Genomic DNA, 24,405 nt, shown 5'->3' with positions numbered 1-24,405 from the left:
AAAAAGGGGAGTGGTATCTAATTGTTAAAATGAAAGAAAAACAAATCTTGTAGTATCTTTATCAACAAATAAATATCTTCATGATCTACATTCTAGTGTTGGTGTTATTTTTTATTGCTGTTGGCTTTTTTATAGGCAAAAAAAAGAAACAGGCTGTTGTACAATCCTTTCCTGAGAACTGGCGCAATCTATTGCTGGATAATGTACATTTTTACCGTAATCTAAAACCGATAAAGCAAGCTGCTTTTGAACGGCGGCTTATGCAATTTCTCAGCGAAGTTTATATAGAAGGCGTGGGACTGGAAATTAACGATTTAGATAAGCTATTAATAGCCTGTAGTGCTGTTATTCCTGTTTTTGGCTTTAAAGAATGGCACTATTATAATCTAAGCAGTGTTTTACTTTACCCGGATTATTTTAATACAGACCTGGAGTTTGCCGATACGGCTAAATCACGAAATATAGGTGGACTTGTAGGAACAGGGCGTTTTGAAAACCAAATGATATTATCCCGAAGGGCATTATATCACGGATTTGCCAACACAACCGATAAAGGCAACACAGGAATTCATGAGTTTGTACATCTTATTGATAAAATGGACGGCTTGGTAGACGGGGTGCCTGAAAGGCTGCTTAACCATCAATATGCTATGCCCTGGCTGGATATGATACATAAAAAAATGGAAGCCATAAATGAAGATAAGTCTGATATACGTAAATATGCTGGTACTAACCAGGCTGAATTTTTTGCAGTTGCAGCTGAATATTTTTTTGAACGTCCCGACCTGCTGAAGCGCAAACACCCTCATCTTTACAAAATGCTGGAAGTATGTTTCAATACAAAAGGGAATAAATAACTTTTGTACGGCACAATTATTTAATATTGTTTTCTGATAAACGAAAATCTGACGCTATTAGCAAATACATTAATAACGCATCGTACTTTGGTATGTTTGCTATTTTGTCAACTGTTGAGGTAGAATTAGGATAATTCCATATTGAAAATGAAAAAAACTCCCCTCGCCTTTAATTTGCCGTGTTGCTGACCGGTTTCCGCATTTTGTGCGCCGGCGTTAGGATTTATATCATACACGAACGGGTGGAAAGTGTATGATCCCACTACAGCCTCCTCGGCAAAGCTGACTACCCGTCATCTTCACTATTGGCGAGGGAAGTTATAAAATCAGTTACAGGTCATGTTTAAAAAGTATAACCTGATAATTATCTGCAGATTTGTATAAACTTATAGAAGTAAGTATCATTAAATCACTTTTTAGGTTATTCCATAACTGCTCATTGTTTTCATAATTGTAATCTCTATCAGATCTAAATAATACGTAAATAGAAAAATCGTCTGCATTAATAAATAGATCCCTGTTTTCTTCAAAAATAAGCCTTGGACCTTTATACATTATTTCAGCTTCTCTGTTATAAATCAGTTTTGCCAGCTTGTCGTAGAGTATCTTGTTGGCTTCCGGTCCTGAAGGATCAAATTCAAGTTCTTCACGAGTTCCGGGTACCCTGACAAGTATATCTTCAAAATTTTCTGTATTATTTTTATCTTGGAATGCAAAATCTTCATTGAGTGAAGAGAGTTCTATTAGCTGATGATGTGAATTTTTTTCCCGGACCTCCGGAAATCTCTCATTTTTGAGATGCTCTGCTAATGATTGCCATATTAGATCGTTATCATCTGTATCATTAAGGACTATATTTCTAAAAAGGACATATGTGCTAAATTCTTTATCATCATGTGGTAACAAATTTTGGTCATATCGGAAATAATCTCCCTTATAAACAATAACTGCTGCCTGATCTGCTACTGCTTTTTGCACCTGAGCATAAAAAATGCCGTTATTTATTCTTTCACCTATTTCCAATTCCATCTCCTGTTGATGACCTTTCAAGCGTATTACAATATCTACTGTTCTCATAATTGTTGATGATTATCTAATTTAGGTCTAATATATTTTGTTAGTAAAAGCCTTCCTTAGGAAGGCTTTTTGAGACATTGGCACTTTGGGGACAGATAGCCAGGTCTCATCATAACCGAAGTAAGATGATAAGTCCCCGAATAACAATTTTATTATATTGAAATATGAGTTTGAGGCTTACTGCCCGGTAACCCTATATTAGTTTTAGGTACTACATCAAAATTAGTCTTTTAGCAAATCGGATGATGTTTATATTTCCTTAAGCTTTTTATAATTTTCTCATAAATCATATATAGCTGTAATATGAGATTATATTATACAGCAATTGCAGGGAGATATATATTCTATAATAAACAGAAATAGAAAAACACGTAAAAGAGAAGATAAATTGACGTGAATTTACAAATAGCTTACATACTTAGTCTATGAGAAAGTCTCTGTTTTTCTATGCAGAAATTAGCCGGTTTTTATCTTGCCTAAATTTAAGGTTAGAGAGGTACAATAGAATAAAAATTACATTTAATTTCTAACCCGTTTCTTTGCATCAGTAAAAGCCTAACCCTAGTGAGATTAAATTTATATCAATCAATTTTGATGCTATTTATTCCTTTTTCTAATGCAGTATCCTGTATAACGGGTACATGAAGACCTTCTGCTCTGAAGATTGTAACATCAGTCATTCCCAAAAAGCCTAAAAATGATTGTAGATAAGGTGCTACAAAATCATTGTTTTTTCCTTCTTCATCTGTATAAACGCCTCCCGAACTCATAGCAATATATACTTTCTTATCAGATACTAAACCAACAGGCAAACCATCTGTATTATAGCCAAACGTAATTCCGCGACGCGTAATATGATCTATCCATGCTTTGAGAGCCGAGTGAATTGTGCGATTAATAAGAGGTGCACCAATTACAATAATATCAGCATCAAATAATTGTTTTACTAACTTGTCAGACAAGGCTAGCTTTTGTTTAATTTCATCAATTTGATGTTCAGCAGGTGTGAACATGGCACTTAAAACATCAGGAGTGAGATGTGGAATATTACTTGCCACCAAATCCAATTGTTCAACAGTACTGCCAGGATATTTTTCCTGAATTTTTTTTACAATATGGTTCCCTAATTTTCTACTGTAGGATTGCTCACCCATGATACTTGAGTTAAGCTGTAATATGTGCTTTGAAGCCATTATTTTTTATTTAAAATTATGGTAACAAATTTAGCGCGTTATACTATGAAAAAGATAGTAGTTACCTAAAGGAAAGCGGTTACTTTTAGGAAAGTTTATATCTTTATACCTATGAAAATATTTGAAAATAAATTACTTCCCACAAAAACAGAATGTGCAGGTTCCCTTAAAAATGTTTTTGATGCGATGTTTGTTTTGAATGGGAAATGGAAACTGCCCATAATACTTTGCTTAATGCAATCATCCAAACGTTTTAATGAAATACAGAAAGAAATTAAAAATATATCACCCAAAGTGCTAGCCAACGAGTTGAAAGATTTAGAGTTGAATTTTCTCATTAAACGGAACGTATATCCAACTACTCCTGTATGTATTATTTATGAAGCTACTGCGTATAGTCATTCACTAAAAAATGTTCTGAATGAATTAAGTTCATGGGGCGAAAATCATAGGAATAAAGTAAAAGGAAAAACTATTTAGACTTTTGGATATACTGAGAGTAACGGTAATCACTACGAATCCTTAAGGATTTTTGGTAAGATCAAAATTAATTAAGAACAGCCATAATTTTAAAAAGACCGGCATTACTCATTAATAAACTGTTCTCCATATTAATTTGCTGTATTCTTGCAGCTATAAGGTTGGTTTCACGGGAATTAATAATAAATATTGAACTTTCTCCAAATGAAAAAAGGCGGTCTTCGGCTTCCAGCATTGTTTGATAATCTTTTACTAAGCTTTCCAAAATTTCAACCTGTTTTTTAAGCGATGCAATTTCAGTAAGTTGTGCATCAATTTTATTTTTAATCTGCAACTGTTCCTGTTTAAGTTCAAACTTTGTATCCTGTAATTTAAGCTTCGTTAAATTAAGCGCTCCTCTTTCTTTCCTTAAAAAAATAGGGAAGGAGAAGTTAAGTCCGATTTTATAATCATCTGTACGAAAATTTTCAATATGGGAAGGCTCTGAAAGATAATAGTAACCCAGATCAATTTTTGGCAGTAAATAATTGGCTTTTAGTTTCCTTTCAACATCCAGCATCTCAATTTTTGTTTCAAGCATTTTAAGTTTAGGATGCTGTAAAATGATAGCTTCACTATTATTTAATTCTCCGGTCTTTAGTATATTCTCAATATCTTTACTGAGTCCTGTTTCCGGCTTTAATTTTTCCGAAGGTTCAATAGGTGTATCGTTAATCCATAAATAGTTGGCCATCTCCAGCCTGGCCTTATTCAGCTTAAGTGTAGCATTTTCCAGACTTAGCCTACGATTTTTTAGAGATATACCGGTTTCAATACTATCAATGGCAGGTTTATCGCCCTGTTCTATAAGTTTTAAGACTCCCTGATAGCGCTGTTCTGCATAAGTAAGATACTCATTATACATTTGTACCTCATTATAATGTTTAAGCCAGGAAAAATAAGCTTCGGATGCATTATATAGTACATCTAAAGCTAAAATCCGCTGTTGTGACTGGCTCAGGTTTATTTGTAGTTTTGCGTTTCTTAAATCAGCCATTCGCTGATTGATAAACAACCCCTGTCCGACAGGTACAGTAATACCCAAAGACGTAAGCCCTTGATTTGGAGTATAGTTTTGAGGATTAACATATACACCTTCACTGTTATCAAAAGCCGCTTTTATTTCAATACCATACCAGGTAGGAATTTTAAAACTGCTATTTAAAATAGTGTAATATTCTTTATCCCTGAATTGCTTTTTATCAAAGTCAACTTCAATCTTAGGATCAAAACCTCCGCGCGCCTGCATAAGTTGTGCCTGGGCTTTATCAATTTCAAGATTAGCGCGGCTAACCATTGGATGATATTTTTTTACATAGCCTAAATATTCACTAAAACTAAGTATGTCTTTATCAAATTCCTGCGGAAATGCTTCAAGAGGCATTAAAGTAATAAAGACAAGAAAGAGAAACGTTTTCATTATTATTTCTTTTGATTATCTTTAGAAGAAGCTGACTTATTCGTTTGTGTACTGTAATAATTAGGCGGAAACCCATTAAGATTTCGCCAAATTTCATACCATACAGGTACATTATCAAGTAAGGCTATTGTCTGTGCGCCTGCACCTATACTCAATTGTTCCGGCCAGGCCTGCTCATCTTTATCAGGTGATACAAGTACCCGGTATTTACCATTGGGGCTTATAAAGTTTTCTATTGCCACTACACGTCCTCCAAATGTACCATAAGATATGCCGGGCCATCCTGAAAATACAATGGTTGGCCATCCATCAAACCAAACCCTGATCTTTGATCCCTTCTTAATTAGAGGTAGATCTATTGGGTCTACATAAGTTTCTACAGCTATATCATACCCTGCAGGCATAATACTTACAACCGAGGTTCCTTCTTTTATTGTTTCACCTATACCGCTGAGTAAAGCTTTATTAATATAACCATCTTGTGGGGCTTTGATATAATATAATCCGTTGCGTATACTATAATTAACATATTGATTTTCAAGTTTGCTTACCTGGGCTTCCGTATCATAAAGACTGCTAATTGCAGTATATTTATCGCTCCCTGCCTTTGCTATTTTTTCTGCATATTCTGCCTTTATACGATTAATTTCGACACGCGCGTTAATAAGTTCGTTTCTGGCAGCAAGCATCTTGTTCTCTTGTGTAATTATCTTCGCCTGGACTTCCTGTAACTTAAGCCTTTTTTCTTCAACGTCAGTTAAAGGTTTTAAACCTTCCCGATTTAGTGTTACAGCACGGTCAAACTGAGTTTGTGCTATTGTGAGTTGTGTATTAACAGCAATAAGGTCAATGCTGTCGCTCTTAATTTTTAGTTGGGCCTGTCTTATTTTATTACGTCCCTGTTCAAGTTTTAACCTCAGTTCTGTATTTAAAGACTGCATCTGATTTTCCAAAGCTTCTACTTTGTTATCGTAAGACACTTTAGCCATCTTTTTGGCATCTACCTGCTGTTTTGTGTTTTCTACAAGGTTTGGGTCAAAGTATTCTTCCTTAATTTCCGAAATGAATACAATAGTATCTCCTTTGTTTACAAAATCGCCTTCCTGCACATACCATTTTTCAATCCGTCCTCCTATGGCAGAGTGAATTGTTTGTGGCCTTTGGTCAGGTTTTAATGTTGTTACAGCACCTGTACCTCTAATATTTTGTGTCCATGGCAGGAACAAACCGGCAAAACATATAATACAGACAGCAATTATAATCCTGTTTAATATTTTATAATGCGGCCTGTTATTAAGCACTTTAATAGTTTTGTATACTTCAGCATTTTCAATATTAACCGGGTTATTGTCAGATATATTAAGCATTGTCTCTATTTTTAGTATCGTTAACAATCTCTCCGTTACTCATTTTAATATGCCTGTCGCAGGCTCCTTTCCAGTACTCATCTACAGATGATACTATAACTGTCCAGTTGTTTTGTGGATTTACCAGGAAATCAGTAATCTTTTGTGCTGTTTCTGCATCCATACTTATTGTTGGCTCTTCCAGGAACAATATTTTAGGACGGGTAATTATTGCCCGTGCAATCATTATCTTCTGGATTACAGATCTTGTTAACTGTCTTCCGTCAGGATTAATTGGTGTTTCCAGTCCCATAGGCAGCCTTTTTACTATTGTAGTAAGGCCAACAGCATTTAAAGCCCATTTAATATCTTCACCCTGAATATGCGGATTATTAAAAGTTAAATTCTCCAAAAGAGTGCCTTCAAAAAGCGAGTCATCCTGCATAACAACACCTATTCTGTCTTTGTAGCATCCATTGTCTGATTTTTTTATGATATTGTCATTGGCATATAGAGTTCCGGATGAAGGAGCTAAAAAACCGGAGAGCAGCCTTACTAATGTTGTTTTACCTGAATTATTATTACCGGTAATAAATACTTTTTCAGAAGGAAGAATTTTGAGGTTTACTTTTTTGATGATATCAATATCGTTATCCGGATAACGGTAGCTCATTTCCTCAGTTTCTAAAGTAATGTCATTTTCAAAAAGATCAGCTTTAGTACTTTTAAAATCTTCCTGAATTTCAAGATCAGTTACTACTCCAATTTTCTCGACAGCTGTAAGTACATCGTATAAGGTTTCAAGACCTATGATGATTTTCTCTACCGAGTTGATGATAAGCAGTATTATAATTTCGGCAGCAACAAACTGCCCGATGTTCATTTTTTGGCTAAGTACTAAAAACCCACCTACAGACAGAAGTCCGGCTGTTATAAAAACCTTATAGACTATAAGCTGGGAAAACTGTCTTTTTATGACATTAAAGTGCTTTTCTCTAAATGAAACATAGTTGTTTACCAGTTTATCAGTCTTATTAAGGGAGTAATCAAAATTACTTTTCCTGCCAAAAGTATTTTTATTTCGGGCTATTTCCTGTAACCAGTATGCTACTTTATACTTAAAGGTAGATTCTTTAAGGCTGGTGTTCAATCCTTCCTGAAATGAAAATTTAAAGATAATATAAAGTATTACAACCAGTAACAAACCAAATATTATAAAGAAGGGGTGATAAAGTGATAATAATATTAAACCCAGACTTACCTGTAGCAGGGCAGTAGTAAAATCCAGTAACAGTTTGGATGTTCCTTTTTGTATTGTAAGAGTATCAAAAAAGCGGTTAGCCACTTCAGGTGGGTATTTATCATAAAGTGCATTAAAGCTTAATTTAGGTAGGCGGTATGCAAATTCAAATGAAGACCGTATAAATATTTTCTGCTGAAGGTTTTCAGTTATCCTTAACTGCATAAGTGTTAATATACCTACCAATGCTACACCAAGGGTTACTATTATTATTAGTACTATCCATGATATACTTACCTGTCCTCCCTGTATAAAATTTACGATGGCTTGTACACCCAAAGGTAAAGAGAGGCTTATAAGCCCTGAAAAAGCTGCATAAAAAATAATTTGATATATATCTTTTTTATCCAGTTTAAGTAAATTATAAAATCGTTTTAATGGAGTCATATCTTTAATTTAAAACTTTGTTAACCAAATCCATATAAAAATCGGCAGGTGTAACAGAATCATCACAGTTAGTTATAGATTTTAAATGCTGCTTTAAAAAATGCTGATGCAGAGCCCCTTCGACTATAGAGCTTGCAAGTGAGTCGGGGTATGGATAATTACTGTTTACCTCTTTTATGAGTTGTGAAATACGGTGTATTACACGTTTATAAATTAAAAAGAAACCTTCTTTGTTTTCAAGATCGACTTCCTTTGTTAAAATTGTTTTTGTAAAATCGGTTATAATTATTCGCTGTAATACAGATTCATTAATATGGTCGGTAGATAAATCGTCCTTAATCTCTTCTGTAAATAATAAAATTGTTTTTTTCAACCGTTCACCGGCATCTTCAAAATTAGCAGTTTCAAAAACCAAACGATACTCCATCCAGCTCCAGTACCATGAAGTGAGATATATTAACAATTTATGTTTGTTTTCAAAATATCTGTATATGGAGCTTTCATTACTGTCAATTTTTTGTCCAAGTTTTTTAAAAGTAAAAGCTTCAAAACCTATTTCATCTATAAGTAAGATACTTTCATTCAATATTCTTTTACCCAATGCTGAACTTTCGGGATCTTTTAAATAAATATTTTCGTTAATGATTAGCTTAACATTAGATAGAATAACTCGCATTTTAAAATATTTGTTCACAAATTTAATAGTATTACTTTTAATTTTAGGTATTAATTCTAATTTTAACTTTTTTGTGATAGTAAAGATTAGTCATAATGTTGGCTAAGTATGTCTCTGTGTGCCATGTTTTCGCCTCAAAAGGATTCCTGAGGACAACTTTAGGACGAGGTAAAAATAAAGTACAAGTTTGAGACAAACATCATTTAATTTTTTCGCATTAGCATGGGATGTTCTTATTCAGGTAAAAATATATGATTAAATGCAGGGTAATATTGAAAAACGGTTACGGTATCCGATAAGGTTAAGATATAATTTGATTTTGCTCATAGCACTTTAACTCCGTTTTTGGTATCTTTAGTTTTTTAATTATAAATAAAAGCGTAGAGCTGGTATACAGCGTATCACCATGATTGAATTCAATGCTGTCAGCAAGAGTTTTGGGTACTCTTTAGCTGTAAAAAATATTTCTATGACGGTAGAGGAAGGAGAGACCATGGTACTTTTGGGAACAAGTGGTTGTGGCAAGACGACCACCTTAAAGATGATCAACCGGCTTATTGAACCTGATTCGGGTGAAATTTTGATTGTCGGTAAGAATATAGCAAATCAAAGGCCCGAAGCGCTTCGTAAGAATATCGGTTTTTTGATGCAAAATATAGGTTTATTTCCCCATTATACTGTTGCAGAGAATATTGCTGTTGGTCCAAAACTTTTAGGATGGGACACTAATAAAATAAAACAACGTACTGGAGAACTCATAGATAAGCTTCATTTATCTGAAGATAATCTTGTATTGTATCCACATGAATTGAGTGGAGGCCAGCAGCAAAGGGTTGGTCTTGCCAGGGCACTAATGACCGACACTTCCATATTGCTTATGGATGAGCCTTTCGGAGCCTTAGATAATATTACTCGTTCCAGTATACATGCTGAGTTTAAGGAACTGGATGAATTGAAGCGAAAAACCATTATTATGGTAACGCACGATGTGCAGGAAGCTTTTGAACTGGGTGATAGAATATGCCTCATGGATAAAGGAGAAATTGTTCAGATAGGTGCTCCCAAAGAGTTGCTTTACAAGCCTGTGAATGATTTTGCTAAGGGATTTTTAGAAAACTTTAGGCTTACCCTGGAATTTAAGACAGTTACCCTGGGAGACATAAAATCCTACCTTCCGAGGGATACAGCTTATATGAAACAGATGAGATTATCAGAAGATACGAGCGTTTGGGATACCCTTCAGCGCTTTTCTAATGAAAAAATGGCAACTAAAGAAAGGGGCGCTTTTGAAGAAATAACAAACGCATTTCATAAATATCAGCAATCACAGGGCTATGAGTAACGAACAAACTTTGTGGGAATTTATGAGTTCCGAATCAGATAAACTGATTACTCAGACTTTACAGCATGTAGGGCTTACATTTATGTCATTGATCCTGGCTATAGCCATTGGCCTCCCATTAGGAATATTTATATCCCGCCATAAAAAATATTCGGGAGTGGTTCTGGGTTCAGCAGGTATTCTACAAACTATTCCGAGTATTGCCCTTTTAGGTTTTATGATTCCTGCTTTAGGTATAGGGGCAAAGCCTGCCATAGTTGCTTTATTGCTGTATGCCTTGTTGCCAATTATTCGTAATACTTATACAGGCATTATCGGTGTAGACCGTTATGTTATTGAATCGGCCAGGGCTTTGGGAATGAGTAAAAAGCAAATACTTTTTAATGTTGAACTTCCTTTATCTATGCCTTTTATCCTTGCAGGTATTCGTACAGCAACTGTTATAAATGTGGGGGTAGCAACTCTCGCATCTTATATAGCGGCAGGTGGATTGGGAGAATTCATATTTGGTGGAATTTCGCTTAATAATACAAATATGATACTGGCCGGGGCAATACCGGCTGCGTTACTTGCCATTGTTCTTGATATGTTGCTGGCATTGGTTCAAAAATTAAAGTTTAAAAAGCTTAAAAGAGTACTGTATATTTTTCCGGTAACAATAGTTGTGCTTGGAAGCTTTTATCTTTTGCCAGGAGATTATACATCTAAATTATCTGCAGGTTTTACACCTGAGTTTATGGGCCGTTCTGATGGAGATCTAGGCCTACGGTCTGTATACGGCCTTAAAATACATACTACAGTGCTTAATGATGCAGTAATGTATAAGGCTGTTTTTGAAAAGGAAATTGACGTGATTAGCGGTTACTCTACAGACGGAAGGCTGAAAGCGTTTAATCTGAAAATACTTGAAGATGATAAAAAAATATTTCCGCCTTATTATGCAGCTCCAATTATATCCAAATCGGTATTAAATAAATTCCCCGGACTTGAAGATGCATTGAATTTATTAGCAGGAAAGATCAATGATTCTGTTATGACAAGCCTTAATTATAAAACTGACTATATGCATCAAAGCCCTAAAAAAGTGGCCCGTGAATTTTTGATTGAAGCAGGATTATATAAAAAGCCTAAAAATGGAAAAGGCCAGATGATAAGGATAGGTTCAAAAGTTTTTGGAGAACAATATATACTTGCCGAAATGTACAGTATGCTTATAAAAGGAAATACTAATTATCAGGTGGCTACAAAAACAGGTTTGGGTGGTACAAAAATATGTTTTGATGCTTTAGTAAACGATCAGATAGATTTTTATCCTGAATATACTGGTACCGGCCTATTGGCAATATTAAATACCGATAAGAAAACTGCCAATAATGTTACTAAAAGTAGTGATAAAACATATAATTATGTGAATACCGAATTTCAGAAAAAGTATGGTATTCGCTGGCTAAGACCAATTGGATTTAACAATGCCTATGCTCTGATGATGCGGGAAGAACAGGCAAAAAAGCTTACCATAAATACTATCACTCAATTAAAAAATTATCTCGATAAAAAATGAATTGTTAAACAATAAATTGGTAACAAATGACAGAAGATACTACAATTAAGCCCGGATTATTTCCTGTTCTGCTTGTAACTTTTATCAATATGCTCGGAATGAGTGTTGTATTGCCATTTTTAGTTATTATTGTTTTAAACATGGGTGGTAATGAATACATGTACGCACTCTTAGGCGCAATGTATTCTATATTTCAGCTAATAGGTGCGCCTGTACTGGGTAATTGGTCTGACAGGATAGGCCGGAAGAAGATTTTACTTCTAAGCAGTGTAGGGACATTTACCGGATGGCTTATTTTTACAGCAGGTTTATTAGTACCGCCCAAGCTTACAGCTACCTTACATATAAACGGACCTATGGTATTTAGTATACCACTTATTCTGATATTTTTTGCCAGGGCGCTGGACGGACTTACAGGGGGAAGTATATCTGTTGCTAATGCTTATGTAGCAGATATTTCTAAAAAGGAAGACAGGAAAAAGAATTTCGGAAAAATATCAGCGGCATCAAACCTTGGGTTAATTTTCGGTCCGCTTTTGGCAGGATTGCTTGGCGCTACAAAACTAGGTAATCTTTTGCCTGTAATAGCTACCTCATTAATATCGCTCGCGGCAATATTTGTAATTTATTTTTATGTACATGAAAGCCGCATTATTAAAGTAGAAGCAAATGTTATGGAACAACCCAAAGCTCAATTGATTAAGAAAATAAGAAGCATCAAGCTGCCGCTCTTTAAGGTTTTTAACATACCTATGGTTCCGTATTTTTTATTGCTGTACTTTCTAATCTTTCTGGCTTTTAATTTTTTTTATGTGGCCTTTCCTGTTTATGCCGCAGGCGAACTGAAATGGAGTGTATTACAGCTTGGTGTATTTTTCTCGTTTCTGAGTGGTGCATTGGTTATTGTCCAGGGACCGGTGCTGTCTTTTTTAGGGAAGAAATTTTCAGGAGCCAGTCTGGTAATTGCAGGTGGTTTATTGCTGGCTATTTGCTTTATATGTCTGGCATTTAATACTATTGTTATAATGTATACCGGTGCTTTGTTTTTTGCATTAGGTAATGGAATCATGTGGCCTTCTTTTGTTGCTTTATTATCTAATACAGGTGATGAAAACACACAGGGGTCTATTCAGGGTACAGCAAGTAGTGCGGGTAGTCTTGCCAGTATAATAGGCTTAGTAAGCGGGGCTTTTATTTATGACATGCTCAAGGGTAATATATTTTTTGTAACTGCTGCATTTATGGCCTTTATTTCTTTAATAAGTATCCCGCTGATAAAAATTGAGAAAAAGCTATGAGTATTGTCAAGCTCAATTTATAGTATTGCCGATATTGTCTCTTTTGATTTGAGATGGGTTTTTTCGATATAATTCTTCTTATGATATGTTTTTAGATTTAAAAACGACAGTTTGCTAGATTATTGATTTTGTTTATGATATTCAATTTTTTGACACAGGCCGATATTGATAATCTTATTATTGTGGTAATTTAATGCAATGCTTTCTTATCTTAGAATTGCATTGCCTCTATATGGCTTTGCAATAACTCATGATTTAAGCTGTTAATACAAGAGAGTGACTGAAAACCAGACACCCCTCCCTTTTTTTCTTATTCTGTTACTTTCAAATGCTGGATTAGTCCGCCAACAATATCAAAATGAAATTTTAATACAATGGGGCTTCCGGGAAATGTGCCGGAACACTCTGCTGACAATATACTTGTCGTGCCATTTTCAGTATATTCAAGGGGTTTCATCACGGTCATGTATTTTTTGTTGGCCTCGTCAACCCACTGCTGGATTTCTGGCTTCCCCTTATGGGTCTTGCCTTCATCAAATACCACTCCGGTTTCAGAAAACAATCCGCATAGGCAATGCTGTCAAAACTGTTTTGCGCATTAACTAGGTCTGTTATTACTTTCGGTAAGTTCATGTTATTATTTTCAAGATTATTAAATTGTTGGCACTGTACCGCCATCGATTACATATTCAGTCCCTGTCAGATAGCTTTATGATGTCAGAGCTTCCCTGGTTCTAATCCCTTAAATCTATGATAAAGCAGTATTTATATAAAATGGAAACGCATTTTATGCAGTCAGTTGTTGCTTTTTCATTAGATCACCCTAGGGTAAAAACTTTTATTAAATATCTACAAATAAAGATAAAATGGTTAAAAGTGAACCAGTTAAATTGCTGTTTATAATAATTTAAATGGTGTTGTTATGCGATGTTGTGTGCCTGCTATATAACTATGCAGAAATCGACTTTCCATTAATACCAAGGATTAGGATACCATGAAGTGCAAATAAGGTACGATTTTGAACAAAGTATACAGAACATAACTAACTAACCATTTTGTTTGCATTCAGATGCATATGTATAATCAAAGAAAGGATTATATTTTGCATATATATACAAATCTATCATATTAATCTCAATGTATGATTTTATTCTTCTGTTTTACGAACTGATAGATTGAGCCTGCAATAAAGAGAACCAGTAAAATCAAAAGGGTAGTGCCGATTATGGGGTCTTTAATATCCTTTGCCAAAGGATGTCCTATAGGTACTCTGGTAAAAGTTTCATTAACGGTAGGCACAAGTGATAAGAAAAAACTAAAAGACAGGCAGAAGTTTTCAAAATAACGGGCTTTACCGCTATCTTTTTTTCTCCTGTGGAGATAGAAGGCTGCCAAAATCAAGATTACAATAAATATCGAGAAAGCATGCCCAGGATTGAAACCTCCATGTTTTGAGATGCCGAGAGCAGTTAATGAAGTTACAATTGTTCCGTAAAAATAGATTTTTCCCGATGATGTGCTTACGTTGATCTTGCCATATCTTACATATGATATAACTGCTGCTATAATTGCGGCAACCCCGACAACCGTATGAAAACCCCCCAAGTTTGATAGTCCCATTTTGCTTTATTTTAAATTACTAAAATTGAATATATACAGTGCAAATATCCCGCTGTTGCAGCATAAACGTTTTGTAAATCAGTTCAATTATTTGGCAATTTGGACCATAAAAAAGCATTCTGTGTCAGAATGTATATTACTAAGGCTACTGGTTATAAATTGTGATGTACCAATCACGCATTTCGTCGTTGCACACGATAGTTTGTTGGTGTTGTACTATATTTATCGTTAAAGCTTTTTGTGAAATTGGCCAGGTCGCTGAATCCGCAATCAAACGCTATTTCAGTAATACGCTGATCGGATACCAAAAGCAGTTCGGCTGCTTTTTCCAGCTTTTTGGTTTTGATGTAATTGGCGGGACTGTCGTTATACAATTTTGCAAATTCGCGCTTAAATGAAGACACGCTTAAGTTGCTTTGCGCGGCGAGCTCTTCAATGGTCAGTTGAGAAAAAAGATGTGCTTCAATAATCTGCTTGAAGGTGTAAGTGGAGGGGGAGAACAGCTGTGATAGTATAAGTTGTACCGCTTCCGCATTTTGTGTCTGGGATAATAAAAGTATGATTTCTTTTACTTTAAGTACCAATATATCTTCATTGATAAGAGAGGGATTTTCAAAATAAAATAATAGCCCCTCAATATACTTTTGTATCAGGAAGTCATTATTTATTTTTTCACTTGATTTATTTGATATTTTGTTTTTCGGTTCTTGTAGTATCAACGGTAGTTCCCTGTCATATATCTTTTTCAGTATTTCAGGATAAAAGGTTACGATCACAATCTCACAACTACTTTCGGAATTAGCATTATGTATCTGTTTTCCGGAACTGATGCAGTTAAGAAATAAGGAATAGTCTGTGGAAATATTGATCTCTATATCATCTATCCGGTAATTAAATTCCCCTTTCTTCACGTATAAAAAACAAGCCTGTTCACTGACGGGAAAATCAAACCGGAATGGAGAGGTCAACGCAATTTTTTGAATAAGTGTCTTCCCATAAAGATCATGTTTCTTATAGTCAAGTATCATAAATTTATCCTGTGTTTTTAAGTCATAATTGTTGGCATGTAAAATACAATGGTTGCATTAGGTATTTTGCCCTTGTGAGCGTATTAATTGCTCCAATTCTTCTCTGTGATCCTCACCCCAACGCGCAGTGTATTCGATGGCAGGGATCAGTGATTCTCCGAGAGGAGTCAGTTCATATTCTACTTTTAGCGGGCGCTGGTCATAGGTGATTTTGTTCAGGATTCCGTGACTGACAAGCTCGTTCAGCTGTGTATCCAGTATGCGTCGTGAAGCTTTTGGTATTTTACGTTGCAATTCGCCTGGACGCTTAATCCCGGAATGGATACACCAGATCAGGCTGATTTTCCATTTGCCGTGGATCACTTCCATGAATAAATGTAGTCCACAATCCAGGGAAACCGGAATCTTTTTTTTGTACATCATCTGTAGATTATGTATCAAAGATACCTATTAAAATTAAATTTCTTAATACGGCTAAATTCAGCCGTACTTGTTTTATTTGGAGACTGTAAATAATTTTGGAAAAAATAAATACCATGAAATATAAGTTATTTGGTACAGGTACAGGATTATATTCCAGCGAGGTCATATTAGGGGCAGCCAGCTTCGGAACACGTAAAGGACACGGTACAACTCCTGAAGAAGCCCATGCGATATTATCTGCATACGCTGATGCTGGTGGAAATTTTATAGATACTTCCGATCGTTACCAGCTTGGTGAATCTGAAGAGCTCATTGGTAAATTCATCGAACACCAACGCAGTAATTTTATTATCTCATCCAAGTACACCCAAAGCAGTGGGAGTAATCCCAAAATCAGCAATTATGGAAATCACCGTAAGGCAATGCGACAGGCTGTTGAGGCCAGTTTAAAGCGGCTGAAAACCGATTATATCGATATCTACATGCCACATTTTGATGACGGAGTTACCCCACTGGATGAGATATCAAGAGGTCTTGAAGACTTGGTGCAAAGCGGAAAAGTAATATACACTGGCCTCACTAACTTTCCCGCCTGGAAAGCATCCACAATTGCCAGCTCGACAAAATTGGCAGCAATCCAGGTTGAATACAACCTTTTGCAGCGTACCGCTGAGCGTGAATTTCTTCCAATGGCCAGTCATTTTGGTTTAGGAACGATGATGTATTCGCCATTGGCAGGCGGCACATTAACCGGGAAATACCGAAATGGCGAAACCGGAAGAATGACTCTTAGTACTACTTTCGATTATCAGGAAAGCGATTCTACAAAAGCAATTATCGACCAGCTTTGCGTCATTGCTGAAGAGCTAGAAGCAACTCCCGGACAGGTGGCCTTTGCCTGGGTATTATCGAAAGGCGCATTCCCAATACTTGGTGCACGTAGACTTCATCATTTTAGCGAAGGTATGAAAGCATTATCTATTTCATCGAGTGCTGACCATATTGAAAAACTGGATGTTTTAAGTGCTATCCCGCTAGGTTATCCTCACGATTTGTTGGCTTCGGGACGAGCGTGATTTATTTGCTTTCCGAAATTTATTATTTTTCAAGCAGTATATTTTAAGCTTAGGTTTACATTGAGCTATAGGGATGTCGAATAGATAATCAAGATGCGCAGTATCCATGTTGACCATGCTACTATGCAGCATTGGTTGTATAAGCTTACTCCTTTTATTGAGTTGCAAATGAAAAAGAGAAACTCGCATTAATACGATCTCTGAATTACAAGGACATTCTTCCAGTAACTCTTTTCCATAGCTATAAGGGTCGTCTTTGCGGTACCTCCTTTAAAATGCTTAAAATCCACGATAGTTTTATATATATCCTGACGGGGTACTGAAATGTCCTGAACAAAAGATCAGTTGAAATGCCTGTTCCAATTTTCCCCAAGCCAGTCTTTGATTTCAGATCGTGTGGTAATGTGTTTTGGCATATATTTACAAAATAGCTTTTCAAGCCTGTGTAGCGAACCCAGTGAAAACAGGCCATGAAGTTTTAGGAAACGGTTAAAAAAAGCCAGCATCTGCTGTCCGTTTTCACGATCTATGTAATCGTCCATTCCAATAAAGCTTTTTTCATTAAATGGCTTCTCCCATTTGTACTTATATTTTAAATCTTCTTTTTTAAATGGCATAGGTACTGAATAACGTAAGGTAATTATTCAGTAAATTTTTTAGTTGACTAATCTAAAATTAATATGTTATAAAAAACTATACATGTAAGAAAAAGTTAAAGTTTGATCTTATATGTGAAGTCAGAAACAGACTTTAGATCTTTCATCAATCGATTGTCGACCTATGAATCGGCATAGTAAGATATGTTGCGCTATTTCAGCGGTTCTCGGTTTTGCATCGGTATGCTGCAAACGAGCTGCGCATAAATATTCTTAGGCGAAGGGTCTCTTATAAGATCTAGGCTTTTTCATTGGGAAATCTCTTTTTCTGTAGAAGGTCATAGTGCTTTTCGTAATCGGTAATCTCAGTATTCATTATACGGTCCCAAAATCTGAAATACAAACTGTAATTTCCGTGAAAACGGCTGTGATGCAGGTTGTGATGCACAGAGGTATTTACTATCTTAAAAAATACTGTCCCACGAAATGCCTTGGGGGCAATTTCATACCCAAGATGCCCATATACATTGATAATCAATCCAATTATAGTAAAAAGCGATATGGCAATTATATGCATCGGTAAAATAAAGGCCAATAGCAGCAGTACCAGGCCTTCCGGTATTGCTTCTAATATATGAAAAGAATAGGAGGCCCAGGGTGAAGGATTGATCGATCTGTGATGGACAACATGGGTATATTTGTAAATTTTTCGATGATGTAATAAGCGGTGCATCCAGTAAAAATATGTATCATGAATCACAAAACTTACTACAATGCTTATAATCAGCCACCAATAACTATAATCATTTACATTATCGTAAATAAGTGTATATTCTTTTATTGGGCTAAACAAAATGAGCAGGGTAATACCGGTAAATACTGCTGCACTCTGACAAGAATGCAACACCTCCCGTATGATATCCTTTTTTTTCAAAACCTTAGCCTGAATTTTTCCGGTTTTAAATCGCTTATTTAAAAAGATGTAAAAAAACAGGAACGCCACACCTGCAATGAAAAAATATCGTAATAATGTAGCTCCCAGAATAATACTTGCATTTCTAATAATCTCTATCATTTTAGTTTTTAATACTAAATTATCATATTGCAGAGGTAGAAGCAGATAACAAAAGATAATTTATCTTGCTTTAATTATTCTTTTTCGGATACGGCTTAACGAAACAGGTGTAACGCCTAACATCGAGGCTATATATTTATCGGGTACGCGGTTAACTATATCAAACTTTTCTGCAATAAGTTTTTTATAGCGTTCCTCCGGGGTTAAAAGAATAAAATCCTCAATCATTTCCAGGGACGCACTTAACATAGACATAAGGACGTGGCTGCGTACAGGTTCGTATTTTGGATCTTCCTGCATGAATCCTTTCAACCTCACTGTAATCGATTTCAAGAACATATGTTTCCTCAAGTGCCTGGTATATAAAATTAGAAGGTTTATCCAGCAAAATGGAATTATGTGACCCAACAAACTGATCCTCCCAACGAAGTAAAAGTGTAGCTTCATCACTGTTTTGTTTATGAGTATATGCCCTGATAATACCTTTTTCTATATATGCAAGTTTTTTATTTATTTCATTACTACGTATATATATTTCTCCCGAACGTAGATGCCGGGCTGATGCTTTCCAAATAGGCTACTGAGATCTTCTACAGAAAATCCGCTTAACACATTTGCAAAATAGAAGAGCTTTTCTTCTGATAACATTTGGTTGAAATTTAAATTCCGAAGTTAAACCTTTTATGAAGTTGTCAAATTAACAAATGTTAATAAATAAAAGTTGCTATCCTGCAATTAACCAGAATTAAAATATGGTTATATATTGTAGCCTTAAAATGTACTTGGATTTAATAATTTTATGCTAAACTTGCTAATCCTATATAACTATCATATGCATCGTATAATTATACCGAAAAAATTTATTTTTCTTCTGTTCCTGTTTATCAATTTTACAGTAGTGGCCCAATTCACTCCCGAACCAATTGATGAGTGCCAGAGAAGTATGAATCGGGGCGCAGTTGAATATAAAAAAGGTAATTATATTGAAGCATTGCAGTATTTTATAAAGGCACAATCACTGGTTGATAAGAATAATTATAAAAAACTCTTCAATATAAAAAATATTATGGGTATTTGCTATGGCTATCTTTCTAATTACGGTGAGGCCTTAAATGTTTATAGCGAGGCCATGGAAATTGCAGAAGAACACCATCTTTTGGAAGATCAGGTGAATGTTATGTGTAATATAGGTATACTGTATTCACTTGAAAAGGATTACAAGAGTGCTATCACGATTTATAAAGAGGCCTTTAAAATTGCCAATGCAATAAATTCGGATTATTCGAAAACACTTCTTGCAGTAAATATTTCCGATGTTTATAATCATTTGGGTAATTATAAACAGGCTCAATTTTATTTAAAATCAGTTGAAAACTTAAAAAAAGAAAAGCAATTTGAACAACTGTACAACATAAATTATGCAGAAAGCCTTTTAATTCAGGGTAAGGTTAATGGGGCGCATGAAATTATGAGACAGCTTGAAGGCAAAATTCCGGCAAACCTGGCATGTTATATCTGCGTAGTAGAGCTGCTATCTAAAATATTTGATGCTAAAAATAATAATGCCGTAGCCATATCCTATGCCCAAAAAGGATTTGATAACGCTACTGACATGTCCGATAAGCTTAAACTTTATAACCAGCTCTCTTCCCTGTATTCTAAAAAAAGAGAGTATGATAAGGCATTGAAGTATAAAGATCGCTTTGATCAACAGGGGGCTTTTTGAGAGTAATAAGGTTAAGCTAAAGGTTAACGAATACGAGGATCAGATCAGGCTAAAGACCGAAAGACAGCAAAAACAATACTATATATTTGCAGCCTTAATTACAATAGTCATAATTATCACCCTTGCTATCTATCGGGGGTTAAAGCACAAAATCGCCCGTCAAGCACAGGAGAAAGTTATAGCAGATAAGCAACAGCAGATCGTTAATCTGGAGTTAGAAAGCTTAAAGAATAATATTGCCGAGAAAAACAGAAAATTAAGCGCTAGGCTTTGTATCTGTCAGGACGTAATGAACTGATCGAAGAAGTCATGAATTCACTATCACAAGTTCCCGAAGTTAACAGTAACAAAGAGGTCCTGGATTATATAAAGACGCTTAAAAACTATCTGAAATCAGATCAGGAATGGGATGAGTTCATCACCTATTTTGAGCAGGTCAATCCTGAATTTATTAAAACCCTTACCACTAAATTTCCGGATCTGAATCCAGCAGACATTCGTTTTTTATGTTACGTTTATATGAATCTTGATGTGAAAGAAATTGGTAATATTTATAATATAACTTACAATGCAGCGGTAAAAAGGTTGCGACGTATTAAAGAAAAGATGAAAATTGAGAAGAAAATATCACTGCATGAGTACCTGATTACAATATATTGATAGTCAGGTGTATATTTTAGTTTTCATTGATACGGCTATTTATTTCCCTTTGTTTGGCTAGTTATTTCCATCCTGTTTAGATTGTTGAGGGATGACTAATAGCAATATTTGTTAAGAAATTTTTAAACGAATCAGTTTGAATTTTTTAACTGATAACTTATGCTAACTATTAACTAACAAACAAATGAAAGAAAAATTACTATGCTGCATTGCATTTTTACTTATGCTTACAGGCCCCGAAAGTAGTGCCCAATGGCAAAATGGGCTTTGGACACAAAAGCAGGCTTACAACTGGTATTTTTGTATGAACGCAGGTTTAAATTTCGCTCAGGTACCACCTGTACCGTTAACTGATGGAAATGTCGCTGCTATTACCGAATACCAGACCAATGAGGACGGTGTTATAATGTCTGATACTGCATATCAGGCTTTTGGCGGCTCTGTAGTTATGTCTGATGCTGCAGGAAATCTATTGTTTTATACCGATGGGAACATAGTTTGGAATAAAAATCATCAGGTGATGGTCAATGGAACTGATTTACTGTGCGCGCCATGGGGTAAGCAGAATACTATAATTGTACCAGCGCCTGGAAATTCTGATAAATATTATATATTTTCAATCAAAGAACCTAATTATTACACATTTCCCTATCCTTTTCCAATTGGTAATCCCCTTTACAGCTGGAGGGTTGTATACTCTGAAGTTGATATGGCCCTGGATGAGGGACTTGGGGGGGGAACCATTAATAAAAACGTAATTATAGACAGTAGTGACGAGCCAAATTTTCTAGCGGGGAGCTACTACGGCAGGATCACAGCAGCTTATCACTCCGATGGGAACCAGATATGGGTGATGTTGCATGGAATAGCGAATAATGAGTTTAGGGCCTTCCTTGTTTCTGATTCCGGTGTAAATACCTCCCCTGTAATGAGTGCGATTGGAGCATCTTATGACGCCATTCCTCGTACCCATTTTCTCTCAGGCCATAACCTATTGCATTCTCTTCACTTTTCCCCCACATTGCCAGAAGGGCTTTGTTAGCATACGTAAATTTATAATCCAGGTCAAAGACATAGACAAGATCAGGTGTATTGTTAGTTATAGAGCTGTACAGACGTCGTTGTTTTTCAGCGTTATCAAGAGCATTTTTAAGACTTATCTCTGATTGTTTCTGCTCGGTAATATCCTCCATAGTAACAACAAGCAAGTCATCCTGTTTAACTGCAGTAAAATGAAACCATTTATTTATTCCTTCACCTGAATGGAACTTTTCAAAATTTGCTTTTATACCAGTCTTAGCAACATTTATTAATTTTTCAAGCATGCAGTTTTCCTTTACCATCGGAAAAACTTCGCTATAGCGTTTTCCTACATAGTCGGTATCACCAAACCAATTTAGGCTATATGCATTAACAAGCAGTATCAAAAAATCCTCAATTTCACCTTTCTCGTCATACTCATTGCATAAGCGCTATTCCATTTGATGCAGAATCAAAGATAGTCTGAAGAAGATTTTCATTTTTAGCTAATTCCATTGCTTTTGGGAAAAATTTTGGTTGTTTGAGTTAAAGGTAGCTAATCTGATCATATTGCGCAATGCATTTATGATGACCTTAATGACATCCTAAATTTCAGAACAGCTTAAAATAATTTTTAACTCTTGCCTTTAACGGATTTCGATAAACTTCCTTTTCTCACTATTTAATTGTTCTTTTATAGATATTGTGAGCTAAAGATCCGCAGAATTGGAGGAGGTGCCATTTGTGTTAATAACTGTGATTTTAGCTTTACTTTTATGCACATTAAATTACTTCTCGGTAGCCTCATCAAACTAAAATTAACTGATAATTAACGCCATCATAATTTAACAACCGGACTTTAACGCAGTGTTACAACTTATTAACAACATTATGTAAAATGCTTAACATCAGCGCGGTTAACTTTACACTATTTCGAAAATAAATTATAACCTAAAAATTACATCATGTCAATTATTCAAAACGATCATTCCGAAGGGCCTGTTGCTAAAGCTATCAAAAACAAACTTCAAAACTTCCTTCAGACCTATTCTTATGGGCAGCATTAGGATCAATGGGGGTATCGGCTACCTTAAAATGCCTTAATAAAGACAAAACAGCCCTTTTTGTTGGCCAGTGGGCAGCACCATTCTTATTGTTGGGCATTTATAATAAGATAGTGAAAGTGGAAGGTAGTGACAAGAAGTCTAACAAAAAACTATCGGCAGCAAATGGAAACAGAGAGGAACATCCTATAAGCAATTTTGCCGAACCGGAGGGAGAATTATAAAATTCAAAGTTAAAATAAAAACACTATGGATACTAAAAAACACGCACTGATTACAGGAGCAACTAGCGGCATTGGTTACGAACTGGCAAAGCTTTTGGCGAAAGAAGGCTACAACTTGGTACTGGTTGCCCGTAATGAGGAAAATTTAAGGCAGACAGCAGCTGAAATGGAGCAATTTAGCTCAAGTATACACACCCATATAATACCTGTAGATTTATTTGAAAAAGATGCTGCGCAAAAAGTATATGACAAGACAACTGAACTTGGTATTACGGTAAATGTGTTGGTTAATGACGCCGGACAGGGAGAGTGGGGTAGGTTCATTAAAACCGAACTGCAACGGGAAATTGATATTGTGCAGCTGAATATAATTTCACTAATCAGCCTTACCAAGTTTTACCTTAGGGAAATGGTTGAAAGAAATGAAGGAAAGATTCTTCAGCTGGCTTCTTCGGTGTCTAAAGCACCATCACCATACCTTTCAGTTTACGCCGCTACCAAAGCATTCGTGTTGTCATTCACCGAAGCATTGAGCGAAGAGCTGAAAGACACCAATGTAAGCATTACGGCATTGCAGCCCGGTGCGACAGATACCGATTTCTTTCACAAAGCAAAAGCTGAAAATACGGTTACCTATAAAGAAACCGACCTGTATTCTGCTGAAGAAGTTGCACAGGCAGGCTATGATGCCCTTATGAGCGGAACAACGATTATAAGCCCGGGCTTTATGAATAAAACACAAAAAGTTATGAATACCATTATGCCGGATAGCGCTATCGCTGCAAACATGCACAGGCAAATGGAATCGAGCATGAAGGAAGAGGGAAGGGAGAATAGTTCTCACCCCGCTTCACAACGTGAAAGGAACAGCATTAACTCTAAAAAAGAGGGAGTGAACGGAGATTATTAATTAATAT

25 protein-coding genes are annotated in these 24,405 nt (G+C 35.7%); 10 read left to right on the top strand and 15 right to left on the bottom strand.

What is annotated here, in order from left to right; translation table 11 throughout:
- Window positions 1-80 precede the first annotated feature (80 nt).
- Window positions 81-857 (top strand): zinc-dependent peptidase, encoded by a 777-nt coding sequence (locus NHE85_RS15350; RefSeq protein ID WP_252813020.1) that lies wholly within the window; start codon window positions 81-83, stop codon window positions 855-857.
- A 330-nt stretch (window positions 858-1,187) separates the two neighbouring features.
- Here the strand turns inward: NHE85_RS15350 and NHE85_RS15345 are convergent, their stop codons facing one another.
- Both NHE85_RS15345 and NHE85_RS15340 read right to left on the bottom strand, forming a co-directional pair.
- Window positions 1,188-1,934, bottom strand: a complete 747-nt coding sequence (locus NHE85_RS15345) for a hypothetical protein (protein ID WP_252813019.1) — start codon at window positions 1,932-1,934, stop codon at window positions 1,188-1,190.
- A 581-nt stretch (window positions 1,935-2,515) separates the two neighbouring features.
- Entirely contained in the window at window positions 2,516-3,127 is a 612-nt protein-coding gene (locus NHE85_RS15340) for an FMN-dependent NADH-azoreductase (RefSeq protein WP_252813018.1), read from the bottom strand.
- Between the two features lie 111 nt (window positions 3,128-3,238).
- On the opposite strand from NHE85_RS15340, the gene NHE85_RS15335 reads away from it, so the two are divergent.
- Window positions 3,239-3,607: a helix-turn-helix domain-containing protein gene (locus tag NHE85_RS15335; protein WP_252813017.1), complete on the top strand. Its 369-nt coding sequence runs from the start codon at window positions 3,239-3,241 to the stop codon at window positions 3,605-3,607.
- 67 nt (window positions 3,608-3,674) lie between these two features.
- Here NHE85_RS15335 and NHE85_RS15330 read toward each other — a convergent pair whose 3' ends face one another.
- From NHE85_RS15330 to NHE85_RS15315, 4 genes are read right to left on the bottom strand one after another with little or no spacing between them, the layout of a single operon-like run.
- Window positions 3,675-5,066 (bottom strand): TolC family protein, encoded by a 1,392-nt coding sequence (locus NHE85_RS15330; RefSeq protein WP_252813016.1) that lies wholly within the window; start codon window positions 5,064-5,066, stop codon window positions 3,675-3,677.
- Between the two features lie 2 nt (window positions 5,067-5,068).
- Window positions 5,069-6,433 carry an HlyD family secretion protein gene (locus NHE85_RS15325; RefSeq protein WP_252813015.1) on the bottom strand — a complete coding sequence of 455 codons (1,365 nt, stop codon included), beginning with the start codon at window positions 6,431-6,433 and terminating at the stop codon, window positions 5,069-5,071.
- Window positions 6,426-8,099: a peptidase domain-containing ABC transporter gene (locus NHE85_RS15320; RefSeq protein ID WP_252813014.1), complete on the bottom strand. Its 1,674-nt coding sequence runs from the start codon at window positions 8,097-8,099 to the stop codon at window positions 6,426-6,428. Before NHE85_RS15320 ends, NHE85_RS15325 begins: the two co-directional genes overlap by 8 nt.
- Window positions 8,100-8,103: 4 nt before the next feature.
- Window positions 8,104-8,775 (bottom strand): TetR/AcrR family transcriptional regulator, encoded by a 672-nt coding sequence (locus NHE85_RS15315; RefSeq protein ID WP_252813013.1) that lies wholly within the window; start codon window positions 8,773-8,775, stop codon window positions 8,104-8,106.
- A 406-nt stretch (window positions 8,776-9,181) separates the two neighbouring features.
- Between NHE85_RS15315 and NHE85_RS15310 the strand changes: the two genes are divergently transcribed.
- Genes NHE85_RS15310 through NHE85_RS15300 form a run of 3 tightly spaced genes read left to right on the top strand, consistent with a single transcriptional unit; the run spans window position 9,182 to window position 12,976 of the window.
- Window positions 9,182-10,117, top strand: coding sequence for an ABC transporter ATP-binding protein (locus tag NHE85_RS15310; protein WP_256474582.1), 936 nt, complete (start codon window positions 9,182-9,184; stop codon window positions 10,115-10,117).
- Window positions 10,110-11,678, top strand: coding sequence for an ABC transporter permease/substrate-binding protein (locus tag NHE85_RS15305; protein WP_252813011.1), 1,569 nt, complete (start codon window positions 10,110-10,112; stop codon window positions 11,676-11,678). Before NHE85_RS15310 ends, NHE85_RS15305 begins: the two co-directional genes overlap by 8 nt.
- A gap of 26 nt (window positions 11,679-11,704) precedes the next feature.
- Window positions 11,705-12,976 carry an MFS transporter gene (locus tag NHE85_RS15300; RefSeq protein ID WP_252813010.1) on the top strand — a complete coding sequence of 424 codons (1,272 nt, stop codon included), beginning with the start codon at window positions 11,705-11,707 and terminating at the stop codon, window positions 12,974-12,976.
- Window positions 12,977-13,286: 310 nt separating this feature from the next.
- Here NHE85_RS15300 and NHE85_RS15295 read toward each other — a convergent pair whose 3' ends face one another.
- The 4 genes from NHE85_RS15295 to NHE85_RS15280 all read right to left on the bottom strand — a co-directional run bounded on the left by NHE85_RS15295 (window position 13,287) and on the right by NHE85_RS15280 (window position 15,993).
- Window positions 13,287-13,538: a nuclear transport factor 2 family protein gene (locus tag NHE85_RS15295; RefSeq protein ID WP_252813009.1), complete on the bottom strand. Its 252-nt coding sequence runs from the start codon at window positions 13,536-13,538 to the stop codon at window positions 13,287-13,289.
- 572 nt (window positions 13,539-14,110) lie between these two features.
- Window positions 14,111-14,596: a hypothetical protein gene (locus tag NHE85_RS15290; RefSeq protein ID WP_252813008.1), complete on the bottom strand. Its 486-nt coding sequence runs from the start codon at window positions 14,594-14,596 to the stop codon at window positions 14,111-14,113.
- A gap of 173 nt (window positions 14,597-14,769) precedes the next feature.
- Window positions 14,770-15,624, bottom strand: a complete 855-nt coding sequence (locus tag NHE85_RS15285) for an AraC family transcriptional regulator (RefSeq protein WP_252813007.1) — start codon at window positions 15,622-15,624, stop codon at window positions 14,770-14,772.
- 57 nt (window positions 15,625-15,681) lie between these two features.
- Complete coding sequence (locus NHE85_RS15280; RefSeq protein ID WP_252813006.1) at window positions 15,682-15,993, bottom strand: helix-turn-helix domain-containing protein; 312 nt, start codon at window positions 15,991-15,993, stop codon at window positions 15,682-15,684.
- A 167-nt stretch (window positions 15,994-16,160) separates the two neighbouring features.
- On the opposite strand from NHE85_RS15280, the gene NHE85_RS15275 reads away from it, so the two are divergent.
- The gene (locus NHE85_RS15275; protein WP_252813005.1) at window positions 16,161-17,123 is read left to right on the top strand and encodes an aldo/keto reductase; all 963 of its coding nucleotides are present in this window, start codon (window positions 16,161-16,163) and stop codon (window positions 17,121-17,123) included.
- Window positions 17,124-17,464: 341 nt separating this feature from the next.
- Here NHE85_RS15275 and NHE85_RS15270 read toward each other — a convergent pair whose 3' ends face one another.
- The 4 genes from NHE85_RS15270 to NHE85_RS16850 form a co-directional block, all read right to left on the bottom strand.
- Window positions 17,465-17,740, bottom strand: a complete 276-nt coding sequence (locus NHE85_RS15270; protein WP_252813004.1) for a hypothetical protein — start codon at window positions 17,738-17,740, stop codon at window positions 17,465-17,467.
- Between the two features lie 277 nt (window positions 17,741-18,017).
- Window positions 18,018-18,794: a sterol desaturase family protein gene (locus NHE85_RS15265; RefSeq protein WP_252813003.1), complete on the bottom strand. Its 777-nt coding sequence runs from the start codon at window positions 18,792-18,794 to the stop codon at window positions 18,018-18,020.
- Between the two features lie 60 nt (window positions 18,795-18,854).
- Complete coding sequence (locus NHE85_RS15260; protein ID WP_252813002.1) at window positions 18,855-19,127, bottom strand: hypothetical protein; 273 nt, start codon at window positions 19,125-19,127, stop codon at window positions 18,855-18,857.
- Window positions 19,015-19,308 carry a hypothetical protein gene (locus NHE85_RS16850; RefSeq protein WP_374676580.1) on the bottom strand — a complete coding sequence of 98 codons (294 nt, stop codon included), beginning with the start codon at window positions 19,306-19,308 and terminating at the stop codon, window positions 19,015-19,017. The genes NHE85_RS15260 and NHE85_RS16850 overlap by 113 nt, the downstream gene beginning before the upstream one ends.
- Before the next feature lie 384 nt (window positions 19,309-19,692).
- Between NHE85_RS16850 and NHE85_RS15255 the strand changes: the two genes are divergently transcribed.
- Together NHE85_RS15255 and NHE85_RS15250 are read left to right on the top strand one after the other, a co-directional pair.
- Window positions 19,693-20,520: a tetratricopeptide repeat protein gene (locus NHE85_RS15255; RefSeq protein ID WP_252813001.1), complete on the top strand. Its 828-nt coding sequence runs from the start codon at window positions 19,693-19,695 to the stop codon at window positions 20,518-20,520.
- 270 nt (window positions 20,521-20,790) lie between these two features.
- Window positions 20,791-21,180: a hypothetical protein gene (locus tag NHE85_RS15250; RefSeq protein ID WP_252813000.1), complete on the top strand. Its 390-nt coding sequence runs from the start codon at window positions 20,791-20,793 to the stop codon at window positions 21,178-21,180.
- An 881-nt stretch (window positions 21,181-22,061) separates the two neighbouring features.
- Here NHE85_RS15250 and NHE85_RS16845 read toward each other — a convergent pair.
- Window positions 22,062-22,373, bottom strand: coding sequence for a PAS domain S-box protein (locus NHE85_RS16845; protein ID WP_374676579.1), 312 nt, complete (start codon window positions 22,371-22,373; stop codon window positions 22,062-22,064).
- An 899-nt stretch (window positions 22,374-23,272) separates the two neighbouring features.
- Between NHE85_RS16845 and NHE85_RS15240 the strand changes: the two genes are divergently transcribed.
- Window positions 23,273-23,488, top strand: a complete 216-nt coding sequence (locus tag NHE85_RS15240) for a hypothetical protein (RefSeq protein WP_252812998.1) — start codon at window positions 23,273-23,275, stop codon at window positions 23,486-23,488.
- A 25-nt stretch (window positions 23,489-23,513) separates the two neighbouring features.
- Window positions 23,514-24,398 carry an SDR family oxidoreductase gene (locus NHE85_RS15235; RefSeq protein ID WP_252812997.1) on the top strand — a complete coding sequence of 295 codons (885 nt, stop codon included), beginning with the start codon at window positions 23,514-23,516 and terminating at the stop codon, window positions 24,396-24,398.
- Window positions 24,399-24,405 lie beyond the last annotated feature (7 nt).

Source organism: Flavobacterium sp. NRK1 (assembly GCF_024054175.1).
Lineage (GTDB): Bacteria > Bacteroidota > Bacteroidia > Flavobacteriales > Flavobacteriaceae > Flavobacterium.
Note: the sequence above shows the minus strand (reverse complement) of the source record. Positions and strands in the feature narration are given on the sequence as shown.